This is a genomic window from Nocardioides alkalitolerans DSM 16699, from assembly GCF_000426525.1.
In the GTDB taxonomy this organism is placed as follows: domain Bacteria; phylum Actinomycetota; class Actinomycetes; order Propionibacteriales; family Nocardioidaceae; genus Nocardioides; species Nocardioides alkalitolerans.
This window is the reverse complement of the sequence record NZ_KE384533.1, coordinates 193,403-206,955: the sequence shown is the minus strand read 5'-3', so window position 1 is coordinate 206,955 and position 13,553 is coordinate 193,403. Positions and strand designations below refer to the sequence as shown.

The 13,553-nt window shown below is 74.1% G+C and carries 16 protein-coding genes and 3 tRNA genes; 12 read left to right on the top strand and 7 right to left on the bottom strand.

All coding sequences use genetic code 11. The features are described 5' to 3' along the window. Nucleotides 1-144 precede the first annotated feature (144 nt). The 3 genes from K329_RS0117885 to K329_RS0117875 all read left to right on the top strand — a co-directional run bounded on the left by K329_RS0117885 (nt 145) and on the right by K329_RS0117875 (nt 3,029). The gene (locus K329_RS0117885) at nt 145-843 is read left to right on the top strand and encodes a dihydrofolate reductase family protein (RefSeq protein ID WP_028474118.1); all 699 of its coding nucleotides are present in this window, start codon (nt 145-147) and stop codon (nt 841-843) included. Between the two features lie 70 nt (nt 844-913). Beyond that, the gene (locus K329_RS0117880) at nt 914-1,753 is read left to right on the top strand and encodes a prephenate dehydratase (RefSeq protein ID WP_028474117.1); all 840 of its coding nucleotides are present in this window, start codon (nt 914-916) and stop codon (nt 1,751-1,753) included. A 103-nt stretch (nt 1,754-1,856) separates the two neighbouring features. After that, nucleotides 1,857-3,029, top strand: a complete 1,173-nt coding sequence (locus K329_RS0117875; RefSeq protein WP_028474116.1) for a mechanosensitive ion channel family protein — start codon at nt 1,857-1,859, stop codon at nt 3,027-3,029. On the opposite strand, the gene K329_RS0117870 is transcribed toward K329_RS0117875, so the two are convergent. From K329_RS0117870 to K329_RS0117860, 3 genes are read right to left on the bottom strand one after another with little or no spacing between them, the layout of a single operon-like run. After that, nucleotides 3,026-3,553, bottom strand: coding sequence for a hypothetical protein (locus K329_RS0117870; protein ID WP_028474115.1), 528 nt, complete (start codon nt 3,551-3,553; stop codon nt 3,026-3,028). The two genes, K329_RS0117875 and K329_RS0117870, sit on opposite strands and share 4 nt — an antisense overlap. A gap of 49 nt (nt 3,554-3,602) precedes the next feature. Beyond that, complete coding sequence (locus tag K329_RS0117865; protein ID WP_028474114.1) at nt 3,603-4,574, bottom strand: hypothetical protein; 972 nt, start codon at nt 4,572-4,574, stop codon at nt 3,603-3,605. Nucleotides 4,575-4,632: 58 nt separating this feature from the next. After that, nucleotides 4,633-5,124 carry an MOSC domain-containing protein gene (locus tag K329_RS0117860; RefSeq protein ID WP_211225902.1) on the bottom strand — a complete coding sequence of 164 codons (492 nt, stop codon included), beginning with the start codon at nt 5,122-5,124 and terminating at the stop codon, nt 4,633-4,635. Between the two features lie 99 nt (nt 5,125-5,223). Between K329_RS0117860 and K329_RS0117855 the strand changes: the two genes are divergently transcribed. From K329_RS0117855 to K329_RS31050, 3 genes are all read left to right on the top strand, one after another. Continuing rightward, nucleotides 5,224-5,463 (top strand): DUF6458 family protein, encoded by a 240-nt coding sequence (locus K329_RS0117855; RefSeq protein WP_028474112.1) that lies wholly within the window; start codon nt 5,224-5,226, stop codon nt 5,461-5,463. A 75-nt stretch (nt 5,464-5,538) separates the two neighbouring features. Continuing rightward, a complete protein-coding gene (locus K329_RS27745; protein WP_052337076.1) occupies nt 5,539-6,285 on the top strand; it encodes a DUF4184 family protein in 747 nt (248 codons plus the stop codon). Beyond that, nucleotides 6,282-6,926 carry a class I SAM-dependent methyltransferase gene (locus K329_RS31050; protein ID WP_052337075.1) on the top strand — a complete coding sequence of 215 codons (645 nt, stop codon included), beginning with the start codon at nt 6,282-6,284 and terminating at the stop codon, nt 6,924-6,926. The genes K329_RS27745 and K329_RS31050 overlap by 4 nt, the downstream gene beginning before the upstream one ends. A 21-nt stretch (nt 6,927-6,947) precedes the next feature. Here the strand turns inward: K329_RS31050 and K329_RS31045 are convergent, their stop codons facing one another. Both K329_RS31045 and K329_RS0117835 read right to left on the bottom strand, forming a co-directional pair. After that, complete coding sequence (locus K329_RS31045) at nt 6,948-7,526, bottom strand: SDR family NAD(P)-dependent oxidoreductase (protein ID WP_169721614.1); 579 nt, start codon at nt 7,524-7,526, stop codon at nt 6,948-6,950. Further along, nucleotides 7,505-8,326, bottom strand: a complete 822-nt coding sequence (locus K329_RS0117835; protein ID WP_028474109.1) for a DNA-formamidopyrimidine glycosylase family protein — start codon at nt 8,324-8,326, stop codon at nt 7,505-7,507. The genes K329_RS31045 and K329_RS0117835 overlap by 22 nt, the downstream gene beginning before the upstream one ends. 54 nt (nt 8,327-8,380) lie before the next feature. Here K329_RS0117835 and K329_RS0117830 point away from each other — a divergent pair, with 54 nt between their 5' ends. Next, nucleotides 8,381-8,707: a PH domain-containing protein gene (locus tag K329_RS0117830; protein ID WP_028474108.1), complete on the top strand. Its 327-nt coding sequence runs from the start codon at nt 8,381-8,383 to the stop codon at nt 8,705-8,707. A 62-nt stretch (nt 8,708-8,769) separates the two neighbouring features. Here K329_RS0117830 and K329_RS0117825 read toward each other — a convergent pair. Continuing rightward, nucleotides 8,770-8,843, bottom strand: a tRNA-Phe gene (locus K329_RS0117825). Nucleotides 8,844-8,953: 110 nt separating this feature from the next. Here K329_RS0117825 and K329_RS0117820 point away from each other — a divergent pair. The 3 genes from K329_RS0117820 to K329_RS0117810 all read left to right on the top strand — a co-directional run bounded on the left by K329_RS0117820 (nt 8,954) and on the right by K329_RS0117810 (nt 9,654). Continuing rightward, a tRNA-Glu gene (locus K329_RS0117820) sits at nt 8,954-9,026 on the top strand. A gap of 118 nt (nt 9,027-9,144) precedes the next feature. After that, nucleotides 9,145-9,218 (top strand) — tRNA-Asp (locus tag K329_RS0117815). A gap of 82 nt (nt 9,219-9,300) precedes the next feature. Continuing rightward, nucleotides 9,301-9,654 (top strand): metallopeptidase family protein, encoded by a 354-nt coding sequence (locus K329_RS0117810; protein WP_028474107.1) that lies wholly within the window; start codon nt 9,301-9,303, stop codon nt 9,652-9,654. An 18-nt stretch (nt 9,655-9,672) separates the two neighbouring features. Here K329_RS0117810 and K329_RS27735 read toward each other — a convergent pair whose 3' ends face one another. Beyond that, a complete protein-coding gene (locus K329_RS27735; RefSeq protein WP_052337074.1) occupies nt 9,673-10,617 on the bottom strand; it encodes an ATP-binding protein in 945 nt (314 codons plus the stop codon). Between the two features lie 179 nt (nt 10,618-10,796). On the opposite strand from K329_RS27735, the gene K329_RS0117800 reads away from it, so the two are divergent. After that, a complete protein-coding gene (locus K329_RS0117800; RefSeq protein ID WP_028474106.1) occupies nt 10,797-12,269 on the top strand; it encodes an NAD(P)/FAD-dependent oxidoreductase in 1,473 nt (490 codons plus the stop codon). Between the two features lie 50 nt (nt 12,270-12,319). After that, the gene (locus K329_RS27730; protein ID WP_052337286.1) at nt 12,320-13,552 is read left to right on the top strand and encodes a YibE/F family protein; all 1,233 of its coding nucleotides are present in this window, start codon (nt 12,320-12,322) and stop codon (nt 13,550-13,552) included. Nucleotide 13,553 lies beyond the last annotated feature (1 nt).

Here is a 13,553-nt window from a genome sequence, read left to right as displayed (position 1 = left end):
TCGGGGTGTGCGGGCAGACCAGCCGGGCTCAGGTGCGGCTGAGTACGCGTACCCGGCCCTTCCTCCGGCCCGCCCGCCGGTGCGGGCGCCCGCACCCTAGGGTGGGGCGACCCGTGACCCCCGACCCCCGAGACGAGGCCCCTCGTGCGCGTACTGCTCGACCGCCGCAACCCCGCGTCCGCGGGCACCGACCAGGTGTCCGACGAGCAGCTCGCCGGCCTGTACGCCGTGCCCGGCGCCGACTCCTGGCTGCGGGTCAACATGGTGAGCACCCTCGACGGCGCCGCCACGGGTGACTCCGAGCTCTCCGACTCGATCCACAACGAGGCCGACAACCGCGTCTTCGGCGTGCTCCGCAGCATCGCCGACGTCGTCATCGTGGGGGCCGGCACGGCGGCCGCGGAGGGCTACGGCCCCACCGACCGCCCGATCGTGCTCGTCAGCCGCAAGGGCCAGGTGCCGGAGAAGCTGCGCGGCGCCGAGCCGGGTGCCGTGATGCTGGCGACGTGCCGGGCTGCCGACGGCCTCACGGAGGCGCAGTCGCTCCTCGGCGCCGACAACGTGTTCGTGCTCGGCTCGCACAGCGTCGACCTCGTCGCGCTGCGGGAGCACCTCGTCGCCCAGGGCCTGCGGCGCCTGCACGCCGAGGGCGGGCCGCACCTGCTGCGCGACCTGCTCTCCAGCGGTGTGGCAGACGAGCTCTGCGCGACCTTCGTGCCCCGCATCGTGGGCGGCGAGCACCCCCGCATCACGGCGGGCCCGCCCGTGGGCACCGACCTCGACCTCCAGCTGCTGCTGGAGGACGAGAGCACGCTGCTGGGCCGCTGGTTCGTGCGTCGCTGACGGCCCGCCCGCGTCCCACGCCGGGAAACCCGGCGCGGAGACGCGCGCGCAGGTGCCAGACTCTGGCCCCGTGACTGCCCGCCGGATCGCCTACCAGGGGGAGCCGGGTGCGAACTCGCACCTCATCTCCCAGCGCCACTACCCCGACCTCGAGGCCGTGCCGTGCGCGTCGTTCGAGGACGTCTTCGCGACGGTGGAGCGGGGCGACGCCGACCTGGCGATGATCCCGATCGACAACACCCTCGCGGGGCGCGTCGCCGACATCCACCACTTCCTCCCGACGTCGCGGCTCCACATCGTGGCCGAGCACTTCCTGCGCATCCAGTTCACGCTCATGGCGGTCCCGGGCGCGACGCTCGACAGCATCGAGACCGTCCACAGCCACGTGCACGCCCTCGGCCAGTGCCGCCGCATCATCGGCATGCACGGCTGGCGGCCGATCATCTCGGGGGACACGGCCGGCGCCGCCCGGGAGGTCGCGGAGGCCGGCGACACCAGCCAGGCCGCGATCGCCCCGCCGCTCGCGGCCGAGATCTACGGCCTCGAGGTGCTGGCCAGCGACGTCGAGGACGAGGACCACAACACGACGCGGTTCGTGGTGCTGTCGCCCGACGAGGTGCGGGCGCCGGCCGGCAACGGCCCGGTCGTCACCAGCTTCATCTTCAACGTGCGCAACCTGCCGGCCGCGCTCTACAAGGCGCTCGGCGGCTTCGCGACCAACGGCGTCAACATGACCAAGCTCGAGTCCTACATGGTCGGCGGCGAGTTCATCGCCACCCAGTTCCTCGCCGAGGTCGACGGGCACCCGACGGACCCGGGCCTCGCCCGCGCGCTGGAGGAGCTGGCCTTCTTCACGACCGACGTGAAGATCCTCGGCGTCTACCCCGCCGACCCGTTCCGCAGCCGCTGAGGCCCCCGCCGTACCGCTCGCGCGCCGGCTCGACGGGGCGACGTGACTCGACGCACGTGCCTGTTCCCTGGGGCGGACGGCCCGGGCTCGCCATCATCGGGTGATGGCCTTCGACTGGACGAACCTGGCGGTGACGGCCCTCGTGGCGCTCCTGAGCGCGGGGGTCGTGATCCTGCTGGCGCGGCTCGCGCTGCGGGTGCTCGGCCGGCGGTGGGTGCCGGCGGCCGACCTGGAGAGGCGGGCCCGCATCCCGTTCCGCGTGCTCGTGCTCATGGTCGCGCTCAACCCCGTGGTGGCCGGCGTCCGCCCCGACGACGTCGGCGGGTGGTGGGACCTCGCGGCCGCGGCGGCCCGGGTGCTGGCCATCGTGACGGTCGGCTGGTTCCTCACCGTCGTGCTGCTCTTCGTCGTCGACCTCGCGCTGCTGCGCAACCGGGCGGACGTCGAGGCCTCCGACAACAAGGTGGCCCGACGGCTGCGGACGCAGGTGCTCATCCTGCGACGCCTCGCCGTGACGGTGGCTGTCGTCATCACCGCCGGCGCCGTGCTGCTCAGCTTCCCGGGGGTCGAGGCGGTCGGGGCCAGCGTCCTGGCGTCCGCGGGCCTCATCAGCGTCGTCGCCGGGCTCGCCGCCCAGACCGTGCTCGGCAACGTCTTCGCCGGCCTGCAGATCGCCTTCAGCGACTCGATCCGCATCGACGACGCCGTCATCGTCGAGCAGGAGTGGGGCTGGATCGAGGAGATCACGCTCACCTACGTGGTGGTCCGGCTGTGGGACGAGCGCCGGATGGTGCTGCCCTCGACGTACTTCACGACCACCCCGTTCGAGAACTGGACCCGCGACACCTCGCAGCTGCTCGGATCCGTCGAGCTCGACCTCGACTGGCGCGTCGACACGGCCGCGCTGCGCGACGAGCTCGACCGTGCGCTCGAGCTGACGGACCTCTGGGACCAGCGGGCCAAGGTGCTGCAGGTGACCGATGCGGTGGGCGGTTTCGTGCGCATCCGGGTGCTGGTGACGGCCCGCGACGCCCCGACGCTCTTCGACCTGCGCTGCCACGTGCGGGAGCACCTCGTGGCCTGGGTGCGGGAGAACGCCGACCGCGGCATGCCGCGCGGCCGGGTCGAGCTGCTGGAGGCGCCCCGGTCGATCATCGGCGCCCCGGAGCGTGACGCCGCCGGCCTCTTCCACGGCGACGCGGAGGCCGAGGAGCGGGCGGCGCGCATGGGCGGTACGTCGGAGCTCCCCGTGGTCGGGGAGCCCGCGGGCCGCTAGACCGTGCCCCAGCCGCCGTCCGTGCCCCAGCCGCCGTCCGTGCCCCAGCCGCCGTCCGTGGCCGGCCGACGGGGGGCCCGCGAGCCCATCACGAGGGCGGCGATCCCGCAGCCGACGAGGCCGAGGGAGATGAGGGTCGTGACCACGCCGACGACGTCGGCGAGCAGGCCCGCGCCTCCGAGGAACCAGTTGGTCGGTGCTGCCGTCACGACCAGACCCCAAAGCCCGGCGGGGATCGCGAGGCCGGCCGCCAGTCGGGGCCTGGGCCGGACCAGGAGCACCGGGAGGGCCAGGGCCACCTGGAGGAGCGCGGCGAGCGCGAGGAGCGCCGCCACGATGAGGCCGAGCCCGGCGAGCGACTCGTCGGGCGTCGAGGTCAGGTAGTCGTGCACCAGCAGCCCGGCCAGGCCGACCGACGCGGCGGCGAACACGAGGTGGACGGCGGCGAGCGCACGCATCGCACGCCGCAGCCGTCCGGGGGCGGTCGGGGAGCTGGCGGCGGTCGGGGCGGCGGGGACGGTCATGCCGACCACTCTCGTCCCGGACCGGTGTCGCCCGCATGAGCCGTGGTGCTCATCCGCCCCAGCACGCGCCGGCCACGAAGTCGTACGCCTGCCGGCCGGCCTCGGTGCCCAGCCGCACGTCGACCAGTCCCGATCGGGCGTCGGCCCCGGTGCCGAGCACCACCTCGACGCGGAAGATCGTGGCGCGCCCCGACTCGGCGACCGCGTGCGGGTCGCAGCGCGTCGGATGGGCCTCGAGCACGCGTCGTACGGGCTCGGCCGTCGCGCCGGTGCCCCCGACCTCGACGTCCACCGGCCAGGTGCCGCCGACGCCCGAGAGCAGGGTCGTGCCCTGGACCGCGACGACCCGGAGCGGGGTCGCCGACGCCGTCGGGGTGACGACGAGGTCGAGGTCGGCCCGGGCGCCGGTGCCACCGTCCGCCGACGTCACCCGCAGCCCGTCCCCGAAGGCGATCGTGGCGGCGTCGGCCACGGCCAGCTCGAGGCAGCGCTGCGCGACGTACCGCTCGATCACCCGAGCGGGGTCGGCGACCTCGAGGCGCTCCTCGCCGTCGGCGGTCGCCACCACCACGTACGGCGCCGCGGTTCCGGCCGCGGGGACGTCGGCCGCCGGGACCGCGGCGCACGCCGGGGCACCCAGGTCGGCCGGGAACCCGCGGTGCGAGCCCGGGGGAGCTGTGCGCATGCGCTCGCCGGTCCGGGTGCCGGTGAGCCGCGGGTCGACGTACGTGAGCGTGGTCGGGACGACCTCGGCCCCGGTGCCGTTGTCGAGCCACACCTGGAACTGGCCGCGCAGGGCGTCCCGCGAGCTCTGCTGCACCTCCGCCTCGAGGCGGCCGCTGGGAGCGGCGGCGGGCACGGTGAAGGCCGCGGTCGGGGAGGGGGTCGAGCCCGGGCCCGTGGCCGTGGCCGGGGCCGGCGGCTCGGCCTCGGGGGTGCTGCCACCGCAGGCGCTCGCGAGCGTCAGCACGACGCCGAGGAGGGCGACGGAGGCGGCGCGGACGGCCGGGTGACGGGTCACCCTCGTGATGGTCCTCCGTCCGCGGGTGCCGCGCCAGCGGTGCGGGCGGGGGAAGGGGTCAGAACAGCTGGTCGTCGCGGGGCGGGTCGAGGTCGACGGGGGAGCCGATCGTGACCGTCCCGCTGTCGAGCAGCCGGCAGACCACGCCGCCCCGGCGCCGGAGCGAGGCGGCGCCGCCGGGCCCGAGCTCGTCGTCCATGATCCGGCAGGGCGCGGCGACCCGCACCACCTCGAGGTCGAGGCCCGCGATCCGGAGCCGGGACCCCGGCTCGGTGGGCAGGGGGCCACCGGAGACCACGACGTTGCGACGGGTGCCGGGCGCGGTCACCTCACGGCCCAGCCAGCGGGTCGCGCCCGCGAGGTCGTCGGTGGTCTGGACCGTCACGTGGCGGTGACGGGTGCCGAAGAACCGGTCGCCGACCAGGCCCTTCCCGGCCACGGCCTCGACCCGGTCGACCGGGAGCATGGGCGCCCGGTGGGCGGGGGCCACGTGGAGGGCGACGACCCTCGGCCCCGCCTCGACGACCGCCTCGGTCCCGCCCTCTCGCACGACACGAGGCTAACTGGGTACCGGCAACCCAATCTGGCGCCGGGGGCGCGGGCGTCGTCGCCCGGCCGTTCCCGGTGCCGCCGAGCTGGAGGAGTCGTCATGGGTTACGGATTCGGTGGGTTCCTGGTGGTGGTCGGCCTCGTGCTGGCCCTGGCGGTCAGCGACCGCGTCGAGGGTGTCGACCTGGTGATGGTCGGCTGGATCATGGCGGGCGTGGGGCTCGTCGTGATCCTGCTGACGGCGCTCACGCTGAACCGCAGCCGCGGCACGCGGGCGGTCGCCACGACCACGCACCCCGACGGCTCGCAGACCGTCAGCGAGCGCCGCAACGAGATCTGACGCACCACCTGCCCCGGGGCCGTCGATCCACGTGATCGGCGGCCCTGGTGCGTCCGGGGACCTTACGATCACCGCGTGCCCGTGACCCTCGCCCACCCGGTGGCCGTGCTGCCGCTGCGGTGGCTGGGGGTGCCGCTCACGCCGCTCGTGGTGGGCTCGATGGTGCCCGACGTGCCGCTCTTCGCCCGGTCGCCGGACGGCTACGCGTTCACCCACAGCGTGCTCGGGCTGCTCACCTGGGCGCCGGCGGTGGGGCTCCTCGTCGTCGCGCTCTGGTACGGCGTGGTGCGCGACGCCCTGGTCGGGCTCTCCCCGCCGTACGTGCGCGCCCGGCTCGACCCGCACGTGCGGCTCTCCGTGCGTGCGTGGTGCCTCGTGCCGCTCGGTGGCGCGGTCGGCGCGCTGACCCACGTGGCGTGGGACGAGCTCACGCACCCCGGTCGGTGGGGCGCCCAGCACGTGCCGTGGCTCGCCGCGCAGCACGGGCCCCTGCTCGGGGTGAAGTGGCTGCAGTACACCTCCGGGGTGCTCGGGGTGGCCGTCCTGGTCGTCGCGGCCCTGGTGTTCCTCCGGGCTCGACCCGTCCGGGCGGAGGTGCCCCCGCCGGTCGTGAGGGCGCCCCTGCTCGCCCTCGCGGTGGCGGTGGCGGCGGTCGTGGGGCTGGTCACCGCCGTACGGCGGGCGCCCGAGGGCCTGCACGCGGTCGCGTTCGGCAGCGTCGTCAACGGCCTGGTCGCGCTCGTCGCCGCGGTGCTGGTCGTCGCCGTGCTCTGGCAGGTCGCCCTCCTCCGGTCCGGCCGGCCCGGGTACTTCTCGACGTGACCGACGACCACGTGACCCGCGAGCACGCGACCGGGGCCGACGTGCCGGAGCAGGCCTCCTGGGACGCCCGCTACGCCCGGGCCACGGTCTGGAGCGGCGCGGTGAACCCGCAGCTGGAGGCCGAGGCCGCCGCGCTGCCGCCCGGACGGGCGCTCGACGTCGGGTGCGGCGAGGGCGCCGACGCGCTGTGGCTCGCCGACCGCGGCTGGGCCGTCACCGCCCTGGACCTGTCGGGGGTGGCCCTCGAGCGGGCGGCGCGGCACGCGTCCGACGCCGGCCGCGGCGACGGCGTCGTGTGGCGGCAGGGCGACGTGCGCTCCCTGGTCACCGACGAGCGGTGGGACCTGGTCTCCGCGCAGTACTTCCACGCCGTCGACGTCGTCGACGTCGTGCGCCGCCTGGCCGGCTGGGTCGCGCCGGGAGGCACGCTGCTCGTCGTCGGCCACCATCCCGCCGACCTCGCGGTCGGTCTGCGGCAGCGGATCGCCGACGTGCTGTTCACCGCCGAGCAGGTCGCGACCGCGGTCGACGACGACGGCTGGACCGTCGAGGTCCGGGCCGCCCGCGAGCGGCCCGCCCGGGTCGGCGACGCCGACGTGACGGTCACCGACGCCGTGCTCCGCGCCCGCCGTCACGGCTGAGGCGGGCACGGCGCGACGGGGTCAGACCGCGACGACCTCCCCGGTCGTCGAGCGGACCAGCAGGTCGAGCGCGGCGGCCGCGGTGCGTCGTACGCCCTCGTCGTCGACCGGGTCCGCCACGAGGCCGTGCACGCGGGCCCCGGCCGCGTCCGCCGCGAAAGCGGTCACGTGCGCGCGGAGCGCGTCGGCGAGGTGGCCGGGTGCGGTGAGCACCACGGCCCCGGGGTGGTCGCGGCGACCTCGCCGGGTCGCGAGGTCGTCGAGGAAGAGCCGTGCCAGGTGGGCGGCACCGTCGAGGTCGTCGCCCCGCGCGGCCGTGACGAGGAGGTCCGCGCCGCCGAGGTCGCGCGCCCGCGCCGCCAGCAGCAGCCGGTCGTCGGGCCGGGTGACGTCGGCCGCGAACGACCACGACCGGGTACGGCGCTCCGCGACCCCCGCCGCGGTGGCCCGGGCCGCCGCGGCGTCGGGATCGGCGACCAGCACCGCCGCCCCGAGCCGGGCGAGGCGGGTGGCGACCTCGCGGCCGGGACCGCTCCCGGCGTCGGTGACGAGGGCGAGCCGGAACCGGAGGTCCGGCCTCAGAGCTGCTCCTGCGGGCACCACCAGGTCGTGCGCCCGCCCACGACCCCCCGCGTCATGGCGCTGCCGCACCGCGGGCAGTGGGCGCCCGCACGGCGGTGGCGGATGACCTCGCCGGTGTGCACACCGCCGTGGCGGATCGCCTCCCGGGTCGCTCGGCGCAGCACGCGCCGCAGGTCGTCGAGCTGGTCGTCGTCGAGGTCGCCCGCCGGGTGCAGGGGGCTGAGCCGGGCCTGCCAGAGCGTCTCGTCGGCGAGGAGGTTGCCGATGCCCGCGATGGTGGCCTGGTCGAGCAGCCGCGCCTTGAGCGGCGCCGTGCCCCGCCCGACGCGGTCGCGGAAGGCGTCACGGGAGATCTCGGCGGCGTCCGGGCCGAGCGCGTCGATGTCCGGGTCGAGGCGGACGCGCCCGAGGCGCCGCTTGTCGAAGAGACGGAGGCTGCCGCCGTCGTCGAAGGTGATCGTGAACCGGTACCACTCGGGCTTGCGGGCGCCCCGGTCGTTGCCGGCGTAGTCGCCGCCCTCCACCTCGTCGGCGTCGGCGGCGGGCCGCACGAAGATGCGGCCGCTCATGCCGAGGTGGATGCCGAGGTCGGGGCCGGGCCCGGCGTCGCCCTCCAACCCGGAGGTCGCGCACCACATGGCCTTGCCGCGGCGGTGGGCGGCGGTCAGGGTGCGGCCGACCAACGCGTCGCGGATCTCGCCGGGCGCGTGCGGACGGCACTCGTAGGTGTCGTTGTCGTCGACGTCGGCGATCAGGCGGCCCAGGGCCGCGCCCTCGATGACGGCGCGGGCGGACTCGACCTCGGGAAGCTCCGGCACGTCGATCAGTCTGTCGGAGGGGCGGAAACGGGCGCCGTCGGTAGGGTCCGGACCATGGGTTTCCGGGAGAGGATCGCGGCCAACGCTCAGCAGCACCTGGCGCCGGGGGAGAAGGTCGAGGGGGTGTTCGCGGCCCAGAACGCGAAGGTCTTCCGGACGAGCAACCGCTACCGCACGGTGGTCGCGACCACCCAGCGCATCCTCGTGTTCGACTCCGGCACGTTCTCGCAGACGAAGACCAAGGAGCTGCTGGCCGAGCTGCCCCGCACGACGCGGCTCGGGCCCGCGAGCGGGCTGTGGCACGCGATCCCGTTCGGGAACGAGACCCTCTTCGTCAACCGTCGCTACCACCGCGACGTCGAGGCGATCGACGCCCGCTGACCGGCGCCGCACGGAAATAGGGCGAGGGCCACGACAGCGAGCTGTCGTGGCCCTCGTGCTCGTGGGCAGGGGCGGGGTCGAACCGCCGACCTATCACTTTTCAGGCGATCGCTCGTACCAACTGAGCTACCTGCCCGAGCGAGGAGAAACCCTACCTCAGGCATCGGGGGTGCACGAATCGTGTCCGGATCGAGGTGGCTCTATGCTGGTCCCCGCCGTTCGGGCCCTCGGGTCACGCGCGGTGGGGCCCCCATCGTCTAGCGGCCCAGGACCCCGCCCTTTCACGGCGGTAGCACGGGTTCGAATCCCGTTGGGGGTACGCGTCGAGCCGGCCTTCCGGGCCTCTCTCGGACCCACCCGGGTCCGATTGGGAATCGGGGGCCGCGGTACGTTATGGTCCTGCTGCTCCTCACGGAGCGCAGCACGAGCACCATCCTGGCCCCGTAGCGCAGTTGGTTAGCGCGCCGCCCTGTCACGGCGGAGGCCGCGGGTTCGAGTCCCGTCGGGGTCGCCGAAGATCGCCCCGGATCCACACGGATCCGGGGCGATCGGCATTTCGGGTCCGGTGGCCGCGGGCCTGGCAGGATGGACGGGTGCCCGTCGACCTGGACCGTGACGCCTTCGAGCGGCTCGTCGACCGTGCGCTCGACGACATCCCCGACGAGCTGGCGCGGCTGGTGCACAACGTCGTCGTCCTCGTCGAGGACGAGCCGCCGGAGGACGAGCCCGACATCCTCGGCCTGTACGACGGGGTGGCCCTCACCGAGCGCACGTCCGACTACGGGCTGGTGCTGCCCGACCGGATCTTCGTCTTCCGCCGCCCGCTCATGGAGATGTGCGACGACCTCGACGACCTGACCGAGGAGGTGCGCATCACCGTCGTGCACGAGATCGCGCACCACTTCGGCATCGACGACGACCAGCTGCACGCCCTCGGCTACGGCTGAGCCGGCACGCGCCGTACGTCAGGAGGCGTGGGCGTCGTCGGAGGAGCTGGCCGGCGTGCCGCTCCACGCCCGCGGCGACTCGCCCTGGGCCTGCGCGCCGATCTCCGTGAGGAACCACCGCTGGAAGGCCCGCTGCTCGTTGGTGCGCGCCAGGGAGAGCAGGCGCTGGGCGCGGCAGAACGCGTCGGCGAGGTCGAGCAGCTCGAGCATCTGGCCGATCAGCTTCGGGGCGTCCGGACCGACGGCGATGTCGACGTCCGCGTGGTCGGCGCCCGCGGCGACGGCCTCGTCGACCCGCTCGGTCGCGCTCGCGTGGTCGATGTGGTGCTCGAAGGTGTCGAAGAGCTGCGAGAGCTCCTTCGCCAGGGGGTAGTCGTTCTCGTGGGCCAGGGCGAGCAGCCGCACCTCCCGACGCAGCTCGCTGTAGTGGCGCCGGAACTCGCGGTAGGGCCGGAGCGGCAGGTTGCGCAGGTGCACGAGCAGTGCGTCGGGCGCGAGGAGCCCGCCCTCGACCCCGGTCGCGTCGTAGACCTCGCCGGCGAGGTCGGCGTCGTCCCGCGGCTCGGCCGTCGGCTCGAACCAGACGACCTTGCCCTCGCGGGTGATCTCGGCGCCCCAGGCGGCGGAGTTCATGGCGACCATGCTGAGGCCCCGACCGACCGTCATCAGCAGGTCGATCTCGTCGAGGTCGTCGCCGATCACCGGGGGGTTCAGCACGGGCGGCTGGGGCGAGCTGTCGCTGACCTCGAGGCGCGGGTGCGTCCGGGTGCCCCGCACACGCAGGCCGATCGGGGCCGTGGCGTGCAGCACGGCGTTGGTCACGAGCTCGGAGACGCCCAGCTCGGCGCTCTCGACGAGGTCGTCGCGACCGAGCTCACGGCAGACCGCAACGGCCCAGCGTCGGGCCTGCTGGACGCAGGTCGGGCCGGGCTCGAGGCGGAGTGCGTCTCGACTCTGGGGCATCGGTGCAACCTCGGTGGTGGCGGTCGCGCGTCAGCCCGGAACGGACGCGGTCGTGGTGGACATCTCGTCGTCGTTACCCGCGCGCCCTGTGGTCGAAACCACCCCTGACGATGTGCTTTAGGTCGCAGACAGGAGAACAATGGTCCTCGTCCGAAGTGTTCGGGGTGGAAGGTGGAGACATGAGTGCTGAGCAGGCAACGTCCGGGCGTCACAAGGTCGTCGTGATCGGTTCCGGGTTCGGGGGCCTCTTCGGCACCAAGGCGCTCCGACGCACCGACGTCGACGTCACCATGGTGGCGAAGACGACGCACCACCTGTTCCAGCCGCTGCTCTACCAGGTGGCCACCGGCATCCTCTCCCAGGGCGAGATCGCGCCGCCCACCCGCGAGATCCTGTCGAACCAGAAGAACGCCCAGGTGCTGCTGGGTGAGGTCTCCGGGATCGACCTGGAGAATCGCACGGTCCGCTCCCAGGTGCTCGGCCGCGAGACGATCACGCCGTACGACTCGCTGATCGTCGCCGCGGGCGCGAGCCAGAGCTACTTCGGCAACGACCACTTCGCCGAGTTCGCCCCCGGCATGAAGAGCATCGACGACGCGCTCGAGCTGCGCGGCCGCATCTTCGGAGCGTTCGAGATGGCCGAGCTGGGCGCGGCGCGCGGCGAGAACGTCGACCACCTGCTGACCTTCGTGGTCGTCGGGGCGGGCCCGACGGGCGTCGAGATGGCGGGCCAGATCGCCGAGCTCGCGCACCGCACGCTCAAGAAGGACTTCCACCACATCAACACCCAGAAGGCGCGGGTCATCCTCGCCGACGCCGCCCCCCAGGTGCTGCCGCCGTTCGGCGCGACCCTGGGCGGCAAGGCGCAGCGCGAGATCGAGAAGCTCGGCGTCGAGGTGATGCTCGGCGCGATGGTCACCAACGTCGACGAGCGCGGGCTCGAGGTGAAGTACAAGGACGGTCGTGTCGAGCGGGTCAACTCGGTCACGAAGATCTGGGCCGCCGGCGTGCAGGCCAGCCCCCTCGGCAAGCTGCTCGCCGAGCAGTCGGGCGCGCCGCTCGACCGCGCCGGCCGCATCGGCGTCAACGCCGACCTGACCCTGCCGGGCTACCCCGAGGTCTTCGTCGTCGGCGACATGATCAGCCTCGACAACCTCCCGGGCGTCGCCCAGGTCGCGATCCAGGGCGCGAAGTACGCCGCCAAGGAGATCGACGGCCGGCTCAAGGGGAAGGCCCCGCAGAAGCCGTTCAAGTACTTCGACAAGGGCTCGATGGCCATCATCAGCCGCTTCCGCGCCGTCGCGATGGTCGGCAAGTTCCGGCTGACCGGTATCATCGCGTGGCTCATGTGGCTGGCGGTGCACCTCGTCTACATCACGGGCTTCAAGAACCGCCTCACGGCGCTGCTGCACTGGGCCGTCTCCTTCATCGGCCGCGGCCGCTCGGAGCGCACCACCACCGAGCAGCAGATCTTCGCCCGCAGCGCCCTCGCGCGGCTCGAGCGCGGCAGCCACGACCTCGTGTCGCGGCCCGGCGAGTTCGACGCCGAGCTGCTCCGCCAGCAGGAGGGCCGCCGCCTCGAGCTGGAGGCCCAGGCGGCCGAGGAGTCCCGGCTCACCGACGCCGGTGAGCGTGGCGTCCGCGTCGGGTGAGCCACGGTCACGGGCACGGTCGCCGGAAGGTCGACGTCCCCGTCGGGCGGGTGGCCCGGCGGGTCCTGCTGGGGTTCCTCGCCCTCGCGGCGGTCGCGACCCTCGCGGGTCTCGCGCTCCTCTGGCCCGGTGAGGGCGACACCCCCGACAAGGTGGCGTACGCCGCCGAGGGCGTGACCTTCCCCGACGCCGAGATCGTGTCGGTCGAGGAGTCGTGCCCGGTCATCGTCGTCGACCCCGCGGCCCCGCCGCCGGAGAACGCCGACGAGCCGTTCCCGGAGAACTGCAACACGCTGGTCGCCCGCCTCGTCGAGGGTCCCGACGACGGGGCCGAGGTGCGCGTCCAGACCGAGCCGTCGGTCGTGCGCTCCGGCCTGGAGCCCGGCGACTCCGTCGTGCTCCTGCGCGTGCCCACGGAGACGGGCGAGGTGGCGACGTACGGGTTCTCCCACACCCACCGCGAGGCGCCGCTCGCCGCCATGACGATCCTCTTCGTCGTCGTGGTCGCCGTCGTGGCACGGCTGCGGGGGCTGCTGGCGCTCGTCGGGCTCGTGCTGGCCGCCGGCATCGTCTGGTGGTTCATGCTCCCGGGGCTGCTGGCGGGGGAGTCGGGCATCGGGGTGGCCGTCGTCGGGTCGTCGCTGATCATGTTCGTCGTCCTCTACCTCGCGCACGGGCCGTCGGTGCGCACCAGCACGGCGCTCGCCGGCACGCTCCTCGGCATCGCGGTCACCGCGGCGCTGGGGCTGTGGGCCGTGGGGGCCACCCGGCTCTCGGGCATGAGCGACGACAACGGCCAGTTCCTGCAGCTGTACGCCGACGGCCTCGACTTCCAGGCCCTGCTCGCCTCCGGCATCATCATCGCCGGCCTCGGCGTGCTCAACGACGTCACCATCACGCAGAGCTCGGCGGTGTGGGAGCTGCGCGAGGCCGCCCCCTCGATGACCCGCCGGGAGCTGTTCTCCCGCGGCATGCGCATCGGCCGCGACCACATCGCCTCGACGATCTACACCATCGTCTTCGCGTACGCCGGCACCGCCCTCGGCGTGCTGATGCTGCTCTCCCTCTACGACCGCCCGATCCTCGACGTGATCTCGAGCGACATGCTGACCGAGGAGATCGTGCGCACGCTGGCGTCGGCCATCGGGCTGGTGGCGAGCGTGCCGATCACGACGGCGATCGCGGCCGCGACGGTGAGCGGTCCGGTGCGTGAGCGTCCGAACGGCTCCCACGTCGCCGGCGACCACGTGGCGGGGACGCACGCCGACGACGTCGGCGTCTGAG

Coding starts and splice junctions, on each gene's coding strand:
- K329_RS0117875 (WP_028474116.1), top strand. CDS start 1,857: ATGGCCTTCGACTGGACGAACCTGGCGGTGACGGCCCTCGTGGCGCTC.
- K329_RS0117870 (WP_028474115.1), bottom strand. CDS start 3,553: ATGACCGTCCCCGCCGCCCCGACCGCCGCCAGCTCCCCGACCGCCCCC.
- K329_RS0117855 (WP_028474112.1), top strand. CDS start 5,224: ATGGGTTACGGATTCGGTGGGTTCCTGGTGGTGGTCGGCCTCGTGCTG.
- K329_RS0117830 (WP_028474108.1), top strand. CDS start 8,381: ATGGGTTTCCGGGAGAGGATCGCGGCCAACGCTCAGCAGCACCTGGCG.
- K329_RS27735 (WP_052337074.1), bottom strand. CDS start 10,617: ATGCCCCAGAGTCGAGACGCACTCCGCCTCGAGCCCGGCCCGACCTGC.
- K329_RS0117800 (WP_028474106.1), top strand. CDS start 10,797: ATGAGTGCTGAGCAGGCAACGTCCGGGCGTCACAAGGTCGTCGTGATC.